The 19,829-nt window shown below is 70.2% G+C and carries 14 protein-coding genes and 1 other RNA gene; 3 read left to right on the top strand and 12 right to left on the bottom strand.

What is annotated here, in order from left to right; all coding sequences use genetic code 11:
* Positions 1-68: 68 nt before the first annotated feature.
* The 12 genes from ACI3KS_RS06020 to ffs form a co-directional block, all read right to left on the bottom strand.
* Positions 69-1,133, bottom strand: coding sequence for an aspartate-semialdehyde dehydrogenase (locus tag ACI3KS_RS06020; RefSeq protein ID WP_404916223.1), 1,065 nt, complete (start codon positions 1,131-1,133; stop codon positions 69-71).
* A gap of 237 nt (positions 1,134-1,370) precedes the next feature.
* A complete protein-coding gene (locus ACI3KS_RS06015) occupies positions 1,371-2,651 on the bottom strand; it encodes an aspartate kinase (RefSeq protein WP_404916221.1) in 1,281 nt (426 codons plus the stop codon).
* 225 nt (positions 2,652-2,876) lie between these two features.
* Complete coding sequence (locus ACI3KS_RS06010) at positions 2,877-3,815, bottom strand: DMT family transporter (protein WP_404916219.1); 939 nt, start codon at positions 3,813-3,815, stop codon at positions 2,877-2,879.
* A complete protein-coding gene (gene recR, locus ACI3KS_RS06005) occupies positions 3,812-4,405 on the bottom strand; it encodes a recombination mediator RecR (protein ID WP_404916217.1) in 594 nt (197 codons plus the stop codon). The genes ACI3KS_RS06010 and recR overlap by 4 nt, the downstream gene beginning before the upstream one ends.
* Positions 4,405-6,978, bottom strand: coding sequence for a DNA polymerase III subunit gamma and tau (locus ACI3KS_RS06000; RefSeq protein ID WP_404916215.1), 2,574 nt, complete (start codon positions 6,976-6,978; stop codon positions 4,405-4,407). Before ACI3KS_RS06000 ends, recR begins: the two co-directional genes overlap by 1 nt.
* A gap of 78 nt (positions 6,979-7,056) precedes the next feature.
* Entirely contained in the window at positions 7,057-8,097 is a 1,041-nt protein-coding gene (locus tag ACI3KS_RS05995) for a DUF2207 family protein (RefSeq protein ID WP_404916213.1), read from the bottom strand.
* Positions 8,098-8,101: 4 nt separating this feature from the next.
* Positions 8,102-10,609: a glycoside hydrolase family 65 protein gene (locus tag ACI3KS_RS05990; RefSeq protein ID WP_404916211.1), complete on the bottom strand. Its 2,508-nt coding sequence runs from the start codon at positions 10,607-10,609 to the stop codon at positions 8,102-8,104.
* Complete coding sequence (locus tag ACI3KS_RS05985; RefSeq protein ID WP_404916209.1) at positions 10,606-11,397, bottom strand: HAD family hydrolase; 792 nt, start codon at positions 11,395-11,397, stop codon at positions 10,606-10,608. The genes ACI3KS_RS05990 and ACI3KS_RS05985 overlap by 4 nt, the downstream gene beginning before the upstream one ends.
* A gap of 219 nt (positions 11,398-11,616) precedes the next feature.
* The gene (locus ACI3KS_RS05980) at positions 11,617-12,837 is read right to left on the bottom strand and encodes an acetate/propionate family kinase (RefSeq protein ID WP_404916207.1); all 1,221 of its coding nucleotides are present in this window, start codon (positions 12,835-12,837) and stop codon (positions 11,617-11,619) included.
* The gene (pta, locus tag ACI3KS_RS05975) at positions 12,834-14,951 is read right to left on the bottom strand and encodes a phosphate acetyltransferase (RefSeq protein WP_404916205.1); all 2,118 of its coding nucleotides are present in this window, start codon (positions 14,949-14,951) and stop codon (positions 12,834-12,836) included. Before pta ends, ACI3KS_RS05980 begins: the two co-directional genes overlap by 4 nt.
* 96 nt (positions 14,952-15,047) lie before the next feature.
* Positions 15,048-15,647 carry a rhomboid family intramembrane serine protease gene (locus ACI3KS_RS05970; RefSeq protein WP_404916203.1) on the bottom strand — a complete coding sequence of 200 codons (600 nt, stop codon included), beginning with the start codon at positions 15,645-15,647 and terminating at the stop codon, positions 15,048-15,050.
* A gap of 55 nt (positions 15,648-15,702) precedes the next feature.
* Positions 15,703-15,799, bottom strand: an RNA gene (gene ffs, locus ACI3KS_RS05965) — signal recognition particle sRNA small type.
* Between the two features lie 50 nt (positions 15,800-15,849).
* Between ffs and ACI3KS_RS05960 the strand changes: the two genes are divergently transcribed.
* From ACI3KS_RS05960 to ACI3KS_RS05950, 3 genes are all read left to right on the top strand, one after another.
* Positions 15,850-17,790 (top strand): DEAD/DEAH box helicase family protein, encoded by a 1,941-nt coding sequence (locus tag ACI3KS_RS05960; protein WP_404916201.1) that lies wholly within the window; start codon positions 15,850-15,852, stop codon positions 17,788-17,790.
* Between the two features lie 84 nt (positions 17,791-17,874).
* Positions 17,875-18,738: a hypothetical protein gene (locus tag ACI3KS_RS05955; RefSeq protein WP_404916199.1), complete on the top strand. Its 864-nt coding sequence runs from the start codon at positions 17,875-17,877 to the stop codon at positions 18,736-18,738.
* A gap of 89 nt (positions 18,739-18,827) precedes the next feature.
* Entirely contained in the window at positions 18,828-19,829 is a 1,002-nt protein-coding gene (locus ACI3KS_RS05950; RefSeq protein ID WP_404916197.1) for an AAA family ATPase, read from the top strand.

Raw genomic sequence — 19,829 nt, 5'->3', positions numbered from 1 at the left:
CATTTCGAGGAAACGGGCCGCAGAAGTTCACATCCACCGCAAAACCTCCGCGGCGATCAGCGGGAGGGTCAGGCGCTGAGGCGCTCCGCGAGGACCTCGGCGATCTGCACGGCGTTGAGCGCCGCACCCTTGCGCAGGTTGTCATTGCTGATGAACAGCACGAGGCCCTTGCCCTCGGGAGCCGACTGGTCGGCGCGGATGCGGCCGACGAAGCTCGGGTCCTTACCCGCGGCCTGCAGCGGGGTCGGGACCTCTTCGAGCGCGACGCCGGGGGCGGTCGCGAGGATCTCCGTGGCGCGAGCGGGGGTGAGCTCGTTCGCGAACTCGGCGTGGATCGACAGCGAGTGCCCGGTGAAGACGGGGACGCGCACACAGGTGCCGGCGACGCGCAGATCGGGCAGCTCGAGGATCTTGCGGCTCTCGTTGCGGAGCTTCTTCTCCTCGTCGGTCTCGTTGTCGCCGTCGTCGACGAGGTTGCCCGCGAACGGGATGACATCGAAGGCGATCGGGGCGACGTACTTCTCGGGCTGCGGGAAGTCGATCGCCGAGCCGTCGTGCACGAGACGCAGGGTGTCACCCTGTGCGAGCACGCCCTCGACCTGGCCGAGGAGCTCCTGCGCACCGGCGAGACCTGAGCCGGAGACGGCCTGATAGGTCGACACGATGAGGCGCTCGAGACCGGCTTCGGCGTCGAGCACCTTGAGCACCGGCATCGCGGCCATCGTCGTGCAGTTCGGGTTCGCGATGATGCCCTTGGGACGGTCGTCGATCGCGTGCGGGTTGACCTCGCTCACCACGAGGGGGACCTCGGGGTCGTTGCGCCATGCGCTCGAGTTGTCCACGACGACAGCTCCGGCCTCTGCGAAGCGGGGCGCATAGGCACGGCTCGCGGTGGCGCCGGCCGAGAAGAGGGCGATGTCGATGCCCTCGGCATCCGCCTTCTCGACGTCCTCGACGATGACGGTCGCGCCACCGAACTCGATGGCGGTTCCTGCGGAGCGGGCCGACGAGAACAGGCGCAGTTCGCGGATCGGGAACGCCCGCTCGGCGAGAATCTCGCGCATCACGGTGCCCACCTGGCCGGTGGCGCCCACGATGGCGACGGAGAGTCCTGAGTCGGAGATGCGGGTCATGTTCTTCCTTGGCGTCGTACGGTATTGCGTGCGAAGCGCGAGGCGCGGCGTCGGGATGCGGATGCCGCGCCTGGCGCCGATGTCAGGTTTCGGCGAGTCTACCGTGGCGGATCGGTGTCACGGTTCGCCGACGGTGTCACGATGCGCCGATGGAAGTCGCGGATCCTTCAGCGGATCGGGACCGGGTCAGCGGATCGGGACCGCTCGGCCGGGCGCAGTGACCGGTCGGCCGGGGGGTCAGCGGCCGGTGCCGGCGTGAACCGTGGCCTCGACGTCGCCGTCGAGTCCGTACGCGGTGTGCACGGTGCGCGCGGCCTCGGCGAGGTCGGCGTCGCGGAGTACGACCGAGATGCGGATCTCGGAGGTCGAGATCATCTCGATGTTGATGCCGCCGGCCGAGAGAGCCTCGAACAGCACGGCGGAGACGCCGGAGTGCGTGCGCATGCCGGCGCCGACGACCGAGAGCTTGCCGATCTGGTCGTCGTGCACGAGGTTCTGGAAGCCGACCTCGGTCTGCTCGGCGGCGAGCGACTTGAGCGCCGCCGCAGCATCCGCCTTGGGAACCGTGAATGAGATGTCGGTGCGGCCCGTCGCCGACACGTTCTGCACGATCATGTCGACGTTCGCACCCGACTTGGCGACGATCTTGAAGATCTCCGCGGCCTTGCCGGGAACGTCGGGGACACCCGCGACGGTGATCTTGGCCTGTCCGAAGTCAGTGGCGACTCCCGCGACGATCGGCTCTTCCATGGCTTCTCCCTCGGATTCGCGGGGGTTCTTCATGCCCTCGCCCAGAACATAGGTGCCCTCGGCCGACGAGAACGTCGAGCGGGCGTGGATCAGGACGCCGTGACGGCGTGCGTACTCGACCGCGCGGATGTACAGCACCTTGGCGCCGTTGGCGGCGAGCTCGAGCATCTCCTCGCTGGAGATGTGGTCGAGCTTCTGCGCCTTGGGGATCACGCGCGGGTCCGACGTGAAGATGCCGTCGACGTCGCTGTAGATCTCGCACACGTCGGCCTTGAGCGCCGCGGCCAGCGCGACGGCGGTGGTGTCGGATCCGCCGCGGCCGAGGGTGGTGATGTCGCGGGTGTCGCGGTTGAAGCCCTGGAAGCCGGCGACGATGACGATCGCGCCCTCGTCGAGCGCTTCGCGCAGGCGCACCGGCGTGACGTCGACGATGCGTGCCGCGCCGTGCTGCGAGTCGGTGATCATGCCGGCCTGACTGCCGGTGAACGACCGGGCCTCGAAACCCATCGAGTGGATGGCCATGGCGAGCAGCGCCATCGAGATCCGCTCTCCGCTGGAGAGCAGCATGTCGAGCTCACGCGGCGCAGGGATCGGAGCCACCTCGTTGGCGAGGTCGAGCAGCTCGTCGGTGGTGTCGCCCATCGCGCTGACGGCGACGACGACGTCGTGCCCTGCGCGGCGGGTGTCGACGATGCGCTTGGCGACGCGCTTGATGCTCTCTGCGTCGGCGACGGAAGAGCCGCCGTACTTCTGCACGATGAGGGCCACGTTCACTCCCTGGGATGTCGGGCGGATCCGCCCACGCTCATTCTACGGAAGGCTCGTATGCCCCGTTTCGCATGTGACGGGTGGCCCCGCGCTGTCCCGCGTCGAGTGCACGTGAAGTCGCCGAGCGCACGGGAACTTGACGTCGACAAGCCGTGCACTCGCCGAGTGCACGTGAAGTCGACGGCAGCGGCGCCCGGCAAGAGGGCCACGGCCCGGGCGAGAGGATCAGGGCGCGGGCGGAAGTGTGCCCGGGGACAGATCGGGAACAGCGGATGCCGGTGGCCTCAGCCGTCCGCCGGTCGCGGCGAACCAGCATCCGGCGATGATCAGCGGGAAGCCGATGAGCAGACCCGGCGTCAGCGGCTCGGCGAGCACCAGCGCACCGAGCACGATCGCGACGACCGGGTTCACGTAAGTGAACAGCGGTGCTCGCACCGGACCGACCTCGCGGATCAGCGCGAAGAACGCGAGGAAGGCGACGGCGGTGCAGACGACGGCGAGCACCAGGAGGGCGGTGACCGAGGTCGCCGTCGGCACCTCGTGCTGCGTGAGCGCAGCGATCGGCAGGTACAGGATGCCGATCATCAGCAGCGAGAGCGTTATGGTGCCGATCGATGGCACGTCGGCGAGCTTGCGCGCGACGATGAACGGGGCGGTCGCGTAGAGCACGGCCACGAGCAGGATCTCCCCCGCGGCCAACAGGCTCACCTCGCCGCCGAAGAGACCGGGACCGGCGACCACGATCGCCACTCCGATGAATCCGATGACGAGACCGATGGCGCGTGCGGGGCGCAGCACCCCGCGGTCGCCGCCGCCGAGCGCGATCAGGGCGGCGAACAGGGGGACCGTCGCGACGAGCAGACCCGTCATACCCGAGTGGAGGGTCTGCTCGGCATGCCCGAGAAGCACGAACGGCCCCGCCATCTCGACGAGTCCGAACGCGAGCACCCATGGCCACTGCTTCCATGCGGCCTTCAGCGCGCCCGATCGGATCGCGAACGGGAGCAGCAGGAGAGCCGCGATGAGCGTGCGGCCGGCGACGATCGCGGGCGGCGAGATGGAGTCGACGGCGATGCGGATGAGCAGATACGGCACGCCCCAGAGCAGGCACATCGCGGCGAAGAGCAACCACCCTCGCCGGGTGAACGCTCCGGACGCGTTCACAGCACGCGCCGGCCTTCGAAGGCACGACCGAGGGTGACCTCGTCGGCGTACTCGAGGTCTCCGCCGACGGGAAGGCCCGAGGCGAGACGCGACACGGTGATCTGCATCGAGGTGAGCAGGCGGCTGAGGTAGCTCGCCGTGGCCTCGCCCTCGAGGTTCGGGTTCGTCGCGAGGATGACCTCCTGCACGGTGCCGTCGGCGAGGCGGCTCATCAGCTGGGCGATGCGCAGGTCATCGGGGCCGATGCCCGCGATGGGACTGATCGCTCCACCCAGCACATGATAGAGACCACGGAACTCCCGCGTGCGCTCGATCGCTGCCACGTCCTTCGCGTCCTCGACCACGCAGATGAGCTCGGGGTTGCGGCGAGGATCGCGGCAGATCGCACAGCGGTCCTGCTCCGCGACGTTCCCGCAGACCTCGCAGAACCGCACCCGGACGCGGATCTCGGTGAGCAGCTCCGAGAGCCGCGCGACATCGAACGTCGGGGTCTGCAGGATGTGGAACGCGATGCGCTGGGCCGACTTGGGCCCGATGCCGGGAAGCCGGCCGAACTCGTCGATGAGTTCCTGGACGATGCCGTCATACATCAGTTGAACCTCGTCGGGGGCTCGTAGGGCTCTTCGCGCACGAAAGTCGCGCCGAGCACCTGTCGGATCACGGCCTCGCCGTAGCGCTGCACTCCGCCTGCGGGTGCGCGCTCGGTGACGACCGGTGCGGCGGCCTGCGGACGCCGCGGTTCGGGGGCAGCGGATGCCGCGGCTGCCGGCTGCGGCGATCCGGAGCCCGACAGTGCCGGACCGGACGATGCGGAGCCCGACGATGCCGCTGCGGAGAATCCGGATGCCGCGGTGCCGGCGGGGCCGCGGCCGTAAGGCGATCCCGAGCCGGGAGCCGGCTCATCGTAGGGATCGTAGGGCGGTTCGTCGTCGTAGGGCGGCGGCTCGTCCGGGAACGGAGGGTCGTCGGCGCGCGGTGCAGCGGATGGGGATGCCGGAGCGGAGAGCTGCGCGGCAGGAGCATGCGCCGCACCGGGCTGCGCGGCAACTGCGGCCGCAGGGGCCTCGACCGTGGCGACGCCCCTGGCACCCGCCGGGGTTGCGGGGACGCCGGCCGATTCCGGCGAGGGCGAGCCTGCATCGTCCTGGTGGCGTGAGCCCCGGTCGGGAGCGGCCACGGTCGACGGCGATGCAGCAACCGTCGGGGTGCCGCCGAGAGGGGCAGCATCCGACGACGGGATGGACGCGACCGCCCACTCCGTCACGGGAGCCGAGGACTCGGCGCGGACCTGAGGGCGGGATGGCCTCGCTGACGCAGGCTCCGATGCGGAAGGAGCGTCGGTTGTCGGCACGCCCGGCGAGGCGGGCTGACGCGGTGCCCCGCCCGCGGGCAGGGGAGCCGGACGGTACTTGACCTTGACGCCGAGCTGGCTCTCGATCGCCGTGCGCAGATGGTCGGACGGCCCGTTGCCCGGAGTCGTCCCCTTGAACTTCTGCACGTCGTGCTGGCTCGTGAATCCGAGCGTGAGCACCTCGCTGTCGGTGTCGTAGGCGAGCGGCTGCACGGCGGTCGCCAGCAGCCACGAGGAGCGGCTGATGTCGGCGAGCCGGGTCAGGACGTCATGCCAGGATGCGACGATCCGGTCGAAGGTGACCGGCCCCGACGGCGCGGGAGCCTGTGCGGGGACGGCAGACTCGGTCGCTGCGACTGTCTGCTCGGCCACACGCTCTTCTGCGGGCGCGGGCGCGGTAGGGGCGTGCTTCGTCTCGCTCGCTGCGCTCGCTCGCTCAGCAACCGGAGTCGCGGACGGGCTGGCGGACTCGACAACCGGAGAGGCAGGGGTACCGGCGGGCTCCGCAACCGGAGAGACAGGCGTACCGGCGGGCTCCGCAACCGGAGACGCGGGCGCGCTCGCTCGCTCAGTGACCGGAGCGGACTGCGCGGCGGAAGCAGACTGTGCGACCGGGCGGGACACGGGCGCAGCGGCCGGAGGAGTCGAAGCGGCGGGGCGGGAGGTCGGCGCGGCGGCCGCAGCCGCGGCATCCGCTCCCCCGGCGAGCACGCGGGCGACGAGGAGTTCGAGGTGCAGACGCGGCGACGTCGCGCCCGACATGTCATCGAGGGCAGCGCTCACGATGTCTGCCGTGCGCGACAGGCGCCCAGCGCCGAACACGGCGGCCTGGCCGCGCATGCGGTCGAGCTCGTCCTCGGCGACTCCACGGAGCACCGCGGACGCGCCCTCGCCGACGGCGGCGATGACGATGAGGTCGCGCAGCCGTTCGAGCAGATCGTCGACGAACCGACGAGGATCCTGACCGGTCTGCACGACCTTGTCGATCGCGGGGAACGCGGCTGCGGCATCGCCCGCGGCGAGCGCATCGACGATCTCATCGAGCACGGCCGCGTGCGTGTAGCCGAGCAGCGCGACCGCCCGCTCGTAGGCGACGGTGACCGTCTCGGAGCCCGCAGGAGAGTCGGAGCCGGCGATCAGCTGGTCGAGCAGCGACAGCGTGTCACGCGGCGACCCCCCGCCGGCACGGACGACGAGCGGCAGCACTCCCTGCTCCACGACCACGCCCTCTTCGGCACACAGCTTCTCGACGTACTCGAGCATGGCCGCGGGCGGGACGAGCCGGAACGGGTAATGGTGCGTGCGCGAACGGATCGTGCCGAGCACCTTCTCGGGCTCGGTCGTCGCGAAGATGAACTTCACGTGCTCGGGCGGCTCCTCGACGAGCTTGAGCAGGGCGTTGAACCCCTGCGGCGTCACCATGTGCGCCTCGTCGAGGATGAAGATCTTGTACCGGTCGCGGCTGGGCGCGAAGGTGGCGCGTTCGCGCAGGTCGCGCGCGTCGTCGACGCCGTTGTGGCTCGCGGCGTCGATCTCTACGACGTCGAGCGACCCGCCGCCGGCGCGCGAGAGCTCGACGCAGCTGTCGCAGGTGCCGCATGGCACGTCGGTCGGCCCCTCAGCGCAGTTCAGGCAGCGGGCCAGGATGCGCGCGGACGTGGTCTTGCCGCAGCCACGCGGACCGGAGAACAGATAGGCGTGACCGACCCGATCACCGCGCAGCGCGGTCATCAACGGATCGGTCACCTGGGACTGCCCGATCATCTCGCCGAACGACTCGGGCCGGTAGCGGCGGTAGAGGGCTGTGGTCACCAGAACAGCCTACGGCGTGCCACGGACACTCGCTCCTCGAGCTCCTCGAGCATCCACCCCTGTGGAGCTCCCGAACGATCAGAGTCCGTCGAGCAGTCCACCGATGCCCTCGACGAGTCCGCCGACGCCGTCGGAGAGCTCGCCGAGCGACAGCACGAGGTCGATCGCGCCCCCGGTCAGCTCGATGATCGTGAGCAGATCGCTGATGCCCGCCAGCGCGTCGATCACCCCCTCGGAGCGCGACAGCGCATCGCCTTCGAGCCGCAGCATGCGCGCCCAGCTCTTCTCCTCGCCGAAGATCACTGCGTAGGGCAGCAAACGCTCGTTCAGCAGGAACCGTTGCAGCTCGGCATCCGAGGCCACGTCCGCGCGGAGCTCCGCGCCCTGCACCGACTGCAGGTATCGCAGCGGTTCGCGTTCGGCCACAGCGATGTACTCGCGCATGCCCTCGAGATGCGCGCGCAGCGGGTCGGATGCGGGCAGGAAGCGCCGCCACGCGGTCGGCGTGATCGCCAGCGCGGCGACCACCGCGAGCAGAGAGCCGATCGCCAGCGCCGCGGCGAGGTCGTCCTCCTCCACCGCAGCCGCGATCGCGAGCAGCGCCGTCGCGATGACACCGCCGACGCCGAAGAACCACAACAGCACGATAGGCAGGCGGCGTTTGCCGCGCCGGATCAGGCCGGCATCGGCGAGGCGTCCGTCCGCTGCATCTCTGATGCGCTCGAGTCGGTTCGCGAGCGCGACACGGTCCTTCGAGAACTTCCGCACCCGCCCAGGGGAGTTCTCCGGACCGAACAGGGCCTGCAGCACGGCGGACTCGTCTGCGGTGAACTGCGCGCCGTCGACGATCTCGGCGCCCATCGTCGAGCGCTTGCCCTTGATCTCCTGGGCGATCAGCCGGATCTTCCGGTTCACAGCGAGATCCACGACGACCGCCGAGATCGCCCGGCGATCCTGCCCCCACAGCAGCGCGTCGTACAGCACGGACGAACCGGGAAGCGGCGCGAACCACACGCCGAGCGACGGCGGGCGCCTCGAAGAGCGCCACCGCGCGAGCACGGCGCACAGCAGCAGGATCACCGCGGGGATGACCGCCGCGGTGACGACCATTCCGGTCATCGGGTCAGTCGAGCGAGTCCGCGTCGACGATCGGGATCGCCGACGTGATCACGGGCACGGATGCCGACAGCCGCGTCCCGTCGTCTCGTCGGGCGTCTTCGAACTGGCGCAGCGTGGGCCGCCCCGGGATCCGCGGGCCCTGGTCCGCGAGCGCGACGACCGCGGCATCCGACACCGACGCCGTGAACGACTCGCCGCGCACCGTGAAGGCGACCGCCTCGCCGGAGCGCACCTCGACGGTGAGCGTCTCAGCCGTGAGCGTGATCTGCAGCGACGATCCCTGCCACTGCAACCGGTACGACAGCGAGGGCCAGTCCGCGGGCAGCCGGGGGTCGAAGCTCAGCTCTCCGGCGTAGTCGCGCATGCCGCCGAAGCCGCTGACCAGGGCCGTCCAGACGCCACCCGCCGAGGCGACGTGCACGCCGTCGGCCGCATTGTGGTGCAGGTCGTGCAGGTCGACGTAGATCGACTGCTCGAAGTACTCCAGTGCGAGGTCCTGATAGCCCACCTCCGCCGCGAGGATCGACTGCACCACGGCCGACAGCGTCGAGTCACCGGTCGTCAGCGGGTCGTAGTAGTCGAAGTCGGCCTTCTTCTCCTCCGGCGTGAAGTGGTTGCCCTGCAGGAACAGGGCGAGCACGACGTCCGCCTGCTTGAGCACCTGGAACCGGTAGATCACCAGCGGGTGGAAGTGCAGCAGCAACGGGCGCTGCGAGTCGGGCGTGTGCGCGAGGTCCCACACCTCCCGCTCGAGGAACAGCGAGTCCTGCGGGTGGATGCCGAGGCCGGGGCTGTACGGGATGAACATCGCCTCGGCGGCGCGATCCCACTCTGCCGCCTCGTCGGCGCCGAGCCCGGTGCGCTGGGCGAGCCGCTCGTACTCCTCGGGGTGCGTGTCGGCGATCTCGCGCACGATCCGCGCCGCGTAGCGCAGGTTGTAGCGCGCCATGACGTTCGTGTAGAGGTTGTCGTTCACGACCGTGGTGTACTCGTCGGGCCCGGTGACGCCGTGGATGTGGAACGTCGACACGCCCTCCCCGGCATCCGTCCGCGAGCTGCGCCAGAATCCCAGTGTCGCCCACAGGCGTGCCGTCTCGATCGCGATGTCGGCGCCCTCGCGGCGCAGGAAATCCTCGTCGCCGGTGGCCCGCACATACTTGCCGAGCGCGAAGCTCACGTCGGCGTTGATGTGGTACTGCGCGGTGCCGGCGGCGTAGTACGCCGAGGCCTCCTCGCCGTTGATCGTGCGCCACGGGAACAGCGCTCCGGCCTCGTTGAGCTGGGCGGCACGGCGACGGGATGCCGGGAGCATCTGCACCCGAGCGCGCAGCGCGTTCCGCGCCCACTGCGGCGAGGTGTAGGTGAGGAACGGCAGGACGTAGATCTCGGTGTCCCAGAAGTAGTGGCCGCTGTAGCCGGAGCCGGTGACGCCCTTCGCCGCGACGCCGACGCCGTCTGCGCGGGCGGATGCCTGGGCGAGCTGCAGCAGGCACCACCGGGTCGCCTGCTGCAGGTCGTCGTGACCGCCGATCTGCACGTCGCTGCGCTCCCAGAACGCGGCGAGCCACTCGGCCTGCCGGGCGAACTGGATGCTGACGCCCTCGAGCGCCGCGCGGTCGAGGGAGCGACGGCACCGGTCGACCAGTTCACGAGCGGGCACGCCGCGCGACGTGTGGTAGCTGACGAGCTTGGTGACCGTGATCGGCACTCCCGCCTTTGCCTGCACGCGGAAGACGTTCTTCGCGATGTCCGGCTCGACGAGGGTGCGCGCGGTGTACTCGTTCTCGGTCTCGATGATGTGGTCGGCGACGACCGCGACGGTCATGCCCGAGGCCGCGACGCGGTACGACAGCGCAGACCGCAGACCGTCCTGCCAGTACTCCGCCGGCTCGAGGACGCGGTCGTCTGAGATCTTCTCGGCCTTGCGCGGGTCGAACCCTGCTCCGCCCTTGGCCTCGGCCGGGGTGCCGGCGTATACCCCCGCGCCATCCTGCCGGTTCAGAATCTGGCAGCTGATCGTCACAGGAGCGTCGGAGTTCTCCACGACCACCTCGAGCCGCAGGATCGCCAGATGGCGCGCCTCGAAGCTCACGATGCGCTCGTCGCGCATGCGCACGCGCTTGCCCGAGGGGGTCTCCCACACGACGACGCGCTCGAGCACGCCGGTGCGCATGTCGAGCGTGCGACGGTACTCGCGCACATCGGCGTCATCGAGCGAGACGGGCTCGTCGTCGACGTAGACGCGCATGACCTTCGCATCGGGGGCGTTGACGATCGTCTGGCCGACCTCGGCGAAACCGTAGGCCTGCTCGGCGTGACGGATCGGCCAGGTCTCGTGCAGCCCGTTGATGAAGGTGCCGTGCTCATGCGAGCCGCGGCCCTCGATGTGGTTGCCGCGCAGACCCAGGTAGCCGTTGCCGACGCCGAACAGCGTCTCACCGACCCCGTCCTCTGAATAGCGCGTCTCGATCAGGCGCCAGGGGTCGACGGGGAAGCGGTCGCGGTCGATCACTCGTTCTCCTCGGGGTCGGAGGGTGCTGCGGGGGTGGAAGAAGCGGATGCCGGTCCGGCATCCGTCAGAAAGGCGTCGAGGTCGTCTACGACGGTGGTCGCACCGACGGCGCGCAGGGCCTCGGCACCGGCGCCGCGGTCGACGCCGACGACGGTCGCGAAGCCGGCTGCGGCCGCCGAGGCGACGCCGGAGGTCGCGTCCTCGACCGCGACGCTGCGCAGCGGGTCGACGCCCAGCGCCACGGCGCCGGCACGGAACATGTCGGCGGCGGGCTTGGAGGCGAGACCCTCCCGCTCCGCGACGACGCCGTCGACGACCACGCGGAAGTAGGAGCGGATGCCGGCGGCACCGAGCACCTCCTCGGCGTTCTTCGAGCTCGAGACGACCCCGATCGGGACGCCCGCGGCGTGCAGGCGCTGCACCAGGGCGAGCGATCCGGGATAGGGAGCGATGCCCTCGGCGCGGAGCGCGGCGGCGAAAGCGGCGTTCTTGCGGTTGCCGATGCCGCAGATGGTCTCGGCCTCCGGATCGTCGTCGACGGTGCCCCACGGGATCTCGACGTTGCGGCTGTGCATGAGGCTGGCGACGCCGTCGTAGCGCTTCTTGCCGTCGACGTAGTCGAAGTAGTCGGCGTCGGTGTACGGCGGCTCGATGCTCCAGCGGGCGAACACCTCGTCGAACACCGACTTCCAGGCGCGCATGTGCACTTCGGCGGTCGGGGTGAGCACACCGTCGAGGTCGAACAGCACGCCTTCGGCGGTCATCAGGTCGGGCAGATCTTCGGGCACGGGAACCTCCAGGAGAAGGACAGGGGGGTTCGGCACCTCTCGTGCCACATCCAATGAGGACGACTGCCAGCGTAGTGCCGTCCGAGGGCAGAGTTAACCCCCTTGCACACCCGCCACGCCGTCGACTTCACGTGCGGTCGGCGAGTGCACGCGAAATCCGCGTCTACAGGTCGTGCTCTCGGCGAGTGCACGTGAACTCGACGACGTTCGCGAGCGCCGTCAGAGCAGCTCCGCGGTCTGCCGGGCGATCTGCAGCTCCTCGTTCGTCGGCACCACGAGCACGGTCACGCGCGAGTCATCGGTGGAGATGCGACGGATGCCGCGTCCGCGCTCCGCGTTGCGGTCGTGGTCGATCTCGACGCCCGCGAAGCCCAGCGTCGCCATGGCCTCGGCGCGCACCGCCGCGGCGTTCTCGCCCACGCCCGCGGTGAACGAGATCACGTCGACGCCGCCGAGCTGGGCGATGTACGAGCCGGCGTAGGCCCGCAGGCGGTGGATGTAGACGTCGAACGCCAGCGTCGACGCCTCCTCCCCCGCCTCACGCCCGGCGAGGATGTCGCGCATGTCGCTGCGACCGGCGAGACCCTTGAGTCCGCTGCGGGAGTTCAACAGCGCGTCGAGCTCGTCGATCGAGTACCCCGCGCGGCGGGCGAGGTGCAACAGGGCGGCAGGATCGATGTCCCCCGAGCGGGTGCCCATGACGAGACCTTCGAGCGGGGTGAGACCCATCGACGTCTCCACCGAACGTCCGCCGTCGATCGCCGTGACCGATGCGCCGTTGCCGAGGTGGAACACCAGCTGCCGCAGCCCCGCGAGGTCGCGTCCGAGGAACGCGGCGGCGGACTCGCTCACGAACTGGTGGCTGGTGCCGTGGAAGCCGTACCGGCGCACGCGGTGCTCGCGCGCGAGCTCGGCGTCGATCGCGTAGGTGAATGCGGCAGCCGGAAGCGTCTGGTGGAACGCGGTGTCGAAGACGGCGACATGCGGGACGTCGGCGAACACCGCACGCGCTGCACGGATGCCCGCGAGGTTCGCCGGGTTGTGCAGCGGAGCGAGCACCGCGAGTTCGTCGATGTTGCGCTCAACGTCGGCGTCGATCAGCGTCGGCGCGAAGAACCTCGCCCCTCCGTGGACCACCCGGTGCCCGACGGCGGCGGGCGGGGTCGTCTCGAGCGAGGGCCCGTGCTCGGCGAACTGCTCGAGCATCACCGCGAACGCCGCGCGGTGATCGGCGATCGGGCGCTCGCTCTCATAGGTGGCGCCGAGCATCGTGGGCGCGGCACCCGTCGTCGGTGCCGGGCGCACCTTGTGCTGCACCGGGCTGGTCTCCTGACCGATGCGCTCGACGAGGCCTGCCGCGAGCTCGTGCCCGAGCTCGACGTCGATGAGGCTGTACTTCAGCGACGAGGATCCGCTGTTGATGACGAGGATCGCGCTCATGCCGTCTCTCCCTGCGCCTGGATGGCGGTGATCGCCACGGTGTTGACGATGTCGTCGACGAGCGCTCCGCGCGACAGGTCGTTGATCGGCTTGTTCAGCCCCTGCAGGACCGGCCCGATCGCGACGGCACCGGCGGAACGCTGCACCGCCTTGTACGTGTTGTTGCCGGTGTTCAGGTCGGGGAACACGAACACCGTGGCGCGTCCGGCGACCTCGGATCCGGGCAGCTTGGCCTTCGCGACCGCGGCGTCGGCGGCCGCGTCGTACTGGATCGGCCCTTCGACCAGCAGCTCGGGTGCGCGCTCGTGCACAAGGGCGGTCGCCGCTCGCACCTTGTCGACGTCGGCTCCCGACCCGGACTCCCCCGTCGAGTACGACAGCATCGCGACCCGCGGATCGATGCCGAACTGGCGCGCCGTCGCCGCGGACGAGATCGCGATGTCGGCGAGCTGTTCGCTGGTGGGGTCGGGGATCACCGCGCAGTCGCCGTAGACGAGCACCCGGTCGGCGAGCGCCATCAGGAACACGCTGGAGACGACGTTCACGCCCGGCTTGGTCTTGATGATCTCGAACGACGGACGGATCGTGTGCGCGGTGGTGTGCGCGGCGCCGGAGACCATGCCGTCGGCAAGGCCGAGGTGCACCATCATCGTGCCGAAGTACGAGACGTCGGTGACGGTGTCGGCGGCCTGGGCCAGGGTGATGCCCTTGTGCGCGCGCAGGCGCGCGCACTCCTCGGCGAAGCGGGCGACGAGCTCTGGATCGGTGGGGCTCAGCACCTGGGCCGCGGAGATGTCGACCCCCAGTTCGACGGATCGTGCGCGGATCGCGGCCTCGTCGCCGAGGATCGTGAGGTCGGCGACGTCGCGTGCCAGCAGCGTCGCTGCGGCCTGCAGGATGCGGTCGTCGTCGCCCTCGGGCAGGACGATCCGGCGACGGTCGGCCCTGGCGCGCTCGATGAGCGCGTACTCGAACATGAGCGGCGTCACCACGCGGGACTCGGCGAGACCCAGCTGAGTGGTGAGCTCGGTCACGTCGACGTGCGACTGGAACAGCCCGAGCGCCCGGTCGTAGCGGCCGCGGGACTCGACAGAGATGCGTCCTCGCGCACCCATGACGCGCACCGCGGTGTCGTAGGTCCCGAGATCGGTGGCGATGATCGGCACCGTCGAGGAGAAGCCGTCGAGCAGCTGCACGATCGGCTCCGGCAGCGGGAACGGCCCGTTGAGGATGATGCCGGCGACGCGTGGGAACGTACCGGAGGCGTCGGCCAGCAGGGTCGCCAGCAGCACCTCGGTGCGATCAGCGGGGATCACCACGACGGATTCCTCGGTGATGCGCGGCAGCACGTTGACCATCGACATGCCGGCGACGACGATGGACAGCGCCTCGCGGGCGAGCCGGTCGGGATCGCCCTTCAGCAGGCGCCCGTCCACCGCCGAGAGGATGCCGCGGATCGAGGGAGCGACGAGCGTGCGGTCTTCGGGGATCGCCCAGACGGGCGTGCTGCGATCGGGGCGAACCGCGGCGACGGAGGCGGAGATCTCGGGGAGCGCATCACGGTCTGCGCGGTTGACGATCACCGCGAAGAGCTCTGCGCGCTCGGCCTCGAGCTCGGCCAGCGCGAGAGCGGCGACCTGTCCGACGGCGGATGCCGGACGGGCGGTCGTGGTGCCGAGCTGCTCGGCCTGACGCTGCTGGTCGCGACCGGAGAGCACGAGGAGCACGGGTGCGGCGAGATTCGCGGCGATGCGTGCGTTGAAGCCGAGTTCGGCGGGGCTGCCGACATCGGTGTAGTCGCTGCCGATGATGACGACCGCGTCGCACTGCGCTTCGACGGCCTTGAACCGGGCCACGATCGTCGCCAATGCGCGGTCGGGATCGTCGCGCACGTCGTCGTAGGTCACGCCCACGCAGTCGTCGTAGTCGAGGTGCACGCCGTCATGGGCGAGCAACAGCTCGAGGATCTCGTCGCGCTCGGTGACCGAGCGCGCGATCGGCCGGAACACCCCCACGCGCGGGGTGACCCTCATCAGTGCGTCGAGCACTCCGAGGGCGATCGTCGACTTGCCGGTATGGCCTTCGGCCGAGGTGATGTAGATGCTCTGCGCCACGACTCCAGCTTAGGCGGCCCTTCCTTTGCGCCGTCCGGGGACGGAGAGCATCCGCACGATCCTGATGTGCGGAGCATCCGGATCGTGGGCGCCGCGTCAGCCGGCTCGGCGGTCGACAGCGCCCCGTCGTCCGACGAACGCGGCGAGCGCGCCGCCGACCGCCCCGAACAGGTGCCCCTGCCACGAGATCCCCGCACTGACGCCGAAGACTCCGGCGAGCATCGTGCCGCCATAGATCCCGATCACGATCAGCGCGATCACGGCGTACAGGATGCGGTGCGAGACACGGCCAGGCGCGAACACCCGCGCCACGAGGTAGCCGAAGTACCCGAACACGAGGCCGGACGCACCGACCGTGAGAGTCCCCGGGGTGTTGACGATCCAGGTGCCGACGCCGCCGATCACAGCGATCACGCCGGTCACCGCCCAGAAGCGGCGCGTGCCTTCGGCCGCGACGATGCAGCCGAGCACGAGGAACGGGATCGAGTTGCCGATCAGGTGCGGCCAGCCCGAGTGCAGCAGCGGCGCGAAGAGGATGCCGAGGAGTCCGGAAGGATCCCAGGAACGGATGCCCCACCCCGAGAAGGATCCGGGGAGGATCGCATCGGCGAGCTGCACGACCCACATGAGCGCCAACAGGGCGAGCGGCGAGAGGAAGCGGCTGAGGGTTCCGGACGGCTGCGCGGCGGTGGTCACCTGCCGATTCTTCCAGGCGATGCCCTGAGACGGCTGGGCGAGCACCCCCGAGAAGAGAAATGACTCTCCGCGCACCCAGCAGAGCCCGGTTACCCTTGCTGCGTCTCCGCCCTGGGGGAATTGGCCTGGATGCCGCCACGCGGAGAGCCGTGGATCAGTCTAGCCGATGTTCGGGGCACCCCTTTGACAGACTGGGACGGCCATGGATGAGCCGACGCCCGCACCGCTGCTGTCGTGGTCGTTCGACGGCGTGCTGCGCACGTATCAGGCGGAGGTGCTCGAGCGGATCTCCGCGGGCACTGACGGGCCCTGGCACATCGTCGCCCCTCCTGGTTCCGGCAAGACGCTCCTCGGCCTCCTGCTCGCAGCGCGCGAAGGACGCCGCACGCTCGTGCTGACGCCGAGCCTGACCATCAGAGAGCAGTGGCTGCGCACCGCCCGTGGCCTCGTGCCGGAGCCGGACCGCGCCTCGGATGATCCGGCTGCGGACGCCGATCTCACCGTTCTCACCTACCAACTGCTCAGCGTCACCGGAGACGGGTCTCCGTTCGAGCAGCTCGCACGCGCGGTGTGGATCGACGAGCTCGTCGCCGCCGGACGCACCGAGACGGATGTCGCCACCTGGCTGGCCGAGCTCGCGATCGACAACCCGAGCGCGCACCGTGCGGGTCTGCGGCGACGGGTGAGGTCGCTGCGCTCCCGTTTCGCCCGTCGGCATCCGGAAGAGCTCGCGCGGGTGCTGCATCCGAACGCCGTCGCGCTGATCGACGGGCTCGTCGCATCCGGAGTGCGCACGATCGTGCTCGACGAATGCCACCATCTGCTCGATCACTGGGCGCTCGTCGTGGCCTACCTGGCCGCGCGCATCCGCGCGTCCGGTGGCCGGCCGCTTCTCATCGGCCTCACGGCGACGCTGCCGTCTCCCGACGACGGGAACGAGTTCGAGAACTACACGCAGCTGCTGGGCGACGTCGATCACGAGGTGCCCACCCCGGCGGTCGTGAAGGAGGGGCACTTGGCTCCTTATCGGGATCACGTGCGGTTCACCGAGCCGACGCCGGCCGAGATGTCGTTCCTGCACGGTCGGGAGCGGCTGCTCGGCGATCTGCTCGTGCAGGTGCTGTCGACCCCCGACGGTGTCTCGTATCTGGAGCAGAGGCTGCAGCCTCCCGCCGGGCCCGACGATCCGCAGGCGAGGCTCGATCTCGCCCTCGCCGAGGACTTCACCGCAGCGCGCACGAGCGCCGTGGTGCTGCGCGAACTCGTGCCGGAGCATCCGCTCGTCGCGCTCCTGCCCGCGGTGCTGCTCGATCGGTGCACGAGCGACGATCTGCTGACCACGATCACCCGATTCGCGCTCGATCGCCTGCTCCCCGACCCCGGTGCCCGCCGGCAGTGGGAGTACGTGAAACGCGCTCTCGCCGACTTCGGCCTGCAGCTCACCGACCGGGGACTGCGGCGAGGGCGAGATCCCATCGACACGGTTCTCGCACATTCCGAGGCGAAGGACAGGGCCGCCGTCGAGATCCTGCACGAAGAGCTGGCCGGTGACGAGGGCGACCGGGTGCGCGCCGTCGTGGTCACCGATTTCGTCGAGCACGGCAACAGCCGAGGGCAGGCAGGGGCGTTCGCCGCAGGCGCCCTGCGCACCTTCGATCTGCTCGTCGCAGACCCCGTCACCGCGCGACTCGACCCTGTACTGCTCACGTCTCGGCACCTCCGCGTCGCCGCGGCCTCCGCCGATCGGACGGCCGCCGCTCTCTCCCGACTGCTCGGGAGCCCGGTCGAGGTGCTGCCGAGCACCGGCGCGAGCCGCGACCTCCGCACGCCCGAACGGGGCGGCGCCGTCGTGACGGCGGTGTCGGAGCTGATCCGCCGCGGTGACGTCCGGCTGCTCGTGGGCACACGGGGACTCCTCGGCGAGGGGTGGGACTGCCCCGCCGTGAACACGCTCATCGACCTCACCTCGGTGACCACGTCGTCGGCCACGCAGCAGCTGCGCGGCCGCACGCTGCGCCTGGACGCGGCCTGGCCCGACAAGGTCGCGCACAACTGGTCGGTGGTGTGTCTCATCCCGCCGCATCTGGCGATCGACGACACCACCGAGACGAGCCGCCTGCGCCGCAAGCACGCCCATCTGTGAGGCCTCGATGCCTCAGGGGACGGCCGCATCGTCAGTGGGCTCGACCATCTGCTCACCGATGATGCAGCGAGCGCTCTGCGGGCGGTGCAGGAGAAGCACGTAGCGGCGACGATCGACGGCATCGAGGCAGTGCTGCACGCGAGTCGCGCGACCAGATCGCAGACCAGGGAGCAGTGGCGTGTGGGCGAACCGTACTCTGCGACCGAACGCGAGAGCGTCGTCGTGCACGGCACGCGAACCGCGCCGTTGCTGCTCTCGGCGTCGAACGCACGGACGCGGGCGGTCCCGGTCTTCGCCGGCGGCACGGCGATCGGTGGCGCGGTGCTCGGCGGTGTCGCCGCGCTCTCGAGTGTTCCGCTCACTCCCCCGATGGGCGTCGGCATCGCTCTCGCGGTCGGAGCCGCAGCTGCCACCGCATCCGCCTTGCCCGCTCTCATCTCCGCGCTGCGCGATCGACGCCGACCTGCCGAGGTCTACCGGCGCGCGACGGTCGCGATCTCACGGGCCTTGCACGATGCAGGACGCCTCGGACCTGTCGACGAAGCCGCGATCCGAGCGCTGCCGGACGACGATGCTCGGGTACGCATCGAGATGGGCGGCACGCCGACCGAGCGACGTCTGATCGCGGATGCCGTCGAGGAGCTGTTCTCGCCGGTGCGGACTCCGCGGTTCCTGCTGCGCGTCGACCGCGGCGGCGCCCGTCGGACGCCGCTCGTGGATCGCATCGCCGATCGCCTCTCGCCGGGGCGGACGCTGCTGCCGGTGCCACGGGCGATCGCGCGCCGACGCGCCGACGCCGAAGGATTCGCAGGGCACTGGGAGCAAGCGGTCGGTCCGTGCGACCTGATCGAGCTCCGCGGCCCCGAGGGGCTCGCCCTGCTGCGCGTGGCCCGCAGCGCCGAGGGCCGCCTCGACCCGACGGACGCCCGCGCCCGCACCTGGGGCTGAGGAGTCGAGTCGGGCGGATGCGCTCCCGCGCGGCATCCGTCAAGTTACGATCGGATCACGCGCACAGTCGCGCTCGCGAGAGGGTACGCATGCCTGACAACTCCACGGCCATCACGACGACCGTCACCGCCACCATCACCGCCGAGCAGTTCGCCGCGCGCACCGACGAGATCATCCGCTCCGTGAGCCGTGTCATCGACGGCAAGCCGGATGCCGTGCGCAGTGCTCTCGTCTGCCTCCTCGCCGAGGGCCACCTGCTGATCGAGGACGTGCCGGGCGTGGGCAAGACCATGCTGGCCAGGGCGCTCGCGGCGAGCGTCGACGCCACCGTCCGACGCATCCAGTTCACCCCGGATCTGCTGCCCGGAGACGTGACCGGTGTGAGCGTCTACAACCCCGTCGACCGCGAGTTCGAGTTCAAACCCGGCGCCGTCTTCGCACACATCGTGATCGCCGACGAGATCAACCGCTCCTCCCCCAAGACGCAGTCGGCGCTGCTCGAGGCGATGGAGGAGCGCCAGGTCACGGTCGACGGATCCACGCATCCGCTCCCCGAACCGTTCCTCGTCGTCGCGACCCAGAACCCGCTCGAGATGGAGGGCACCTACGCACTCCCCGAGGCGCAACGCGACCGGTTCATGATGCGCATTTCGATGGGGTATCCGGATGCCGCGGCCGAGGCGCTGATGATCCGCCAGCGCGACGTCGTCAACCCGCTCGCCGACATCTCTCCTGTCGCCGACGCCGCATCGATCGCCGAGCTCATCGCCTGGGCGCGCGCCGTGCACGTCGCCCCTGCGATCGAGGAGTACACGGTGGCGCTCGCTCAGGCGACCCGCTCCGACCCCAGCCTGCACCTCGGCGCGAGTCCGCGCGCGACCCTGCAGCTGATCCGCTCCGCAAAGGTGTGGGCGGCGCTGGACGGGCGCGATTTCGTGATCCCCGATGACGTCGCCGACCTGCTCATCCCGGTGTTCGCCCACCGCCTGCTGCCCGCCCGCGGCGCGAACCGCTTCGGCGCCCAGCCCATCGAGACCGCGCTGCGACAGATCATCGACCGGGTGCGCGTTCCCGTCCAGGCCCGGGCCTGA

Origin of the sequence: Microbacterium sp. ZW T5_45 (genome assembly GCF_044987415.1) — a bacterium.
Lineage (GTDB): Bacteria > Actinomycetota > Actinomycetes > Actinomycetales > Microbacteriaceae > Microbacterium.
The sequence above is the reverse complement of the archived record's forward strand: the minus strand, read 5'-3'. Positions and strand labels throughout refer to the sequence as shown.

Bases quoted from the DNA above. Each gene is read 5' to 3' on its own strand.
- ACI3KS_RS06020 (WP_404916223.1), bottom strand. From the start codon at position 1,133: ATGACCCGCATCTCCGACTCAGGACTCTCCGTCGCCATCGTGGGCGCC.
- recR (WP_404916217.1), bottom strand. From the start codon at position 4,405: ATGTATGACGGCATCGTCCAGGAACTCATCGACGAGTTCGGCCGGCTT.
- ACI3KS_RS05995 (WP_404916213.1), bottom strand. From the start codon at position 8,097: ATGACCGGAATGGTCGTCACCGCGGCGGTCATCCCCGCGGTGATCCTG.
- ACI3KS_RS05980 (WP_404916207.1), bottom strand. From the start codon at position 12,837: ATGAGCGCGATCCTCGTCATCAACAGCGGATCCTCGTCGCTGAAGTAC.
- ACI3KS_RS05960 (WP_404916201.1), top strand. From the start codon at position 15,850: ATGGATGAGCCGACGCCCGCACCGCTGCTGTCGTGGTCGTTCGACGGC.
- ACI3KS_RS05950 (WP_404916197.1), top strand. From the start codon at position 18,828: ATGCCTGACAACTCCACGGCCATCACGACGACCGTCACCGCCACCATC.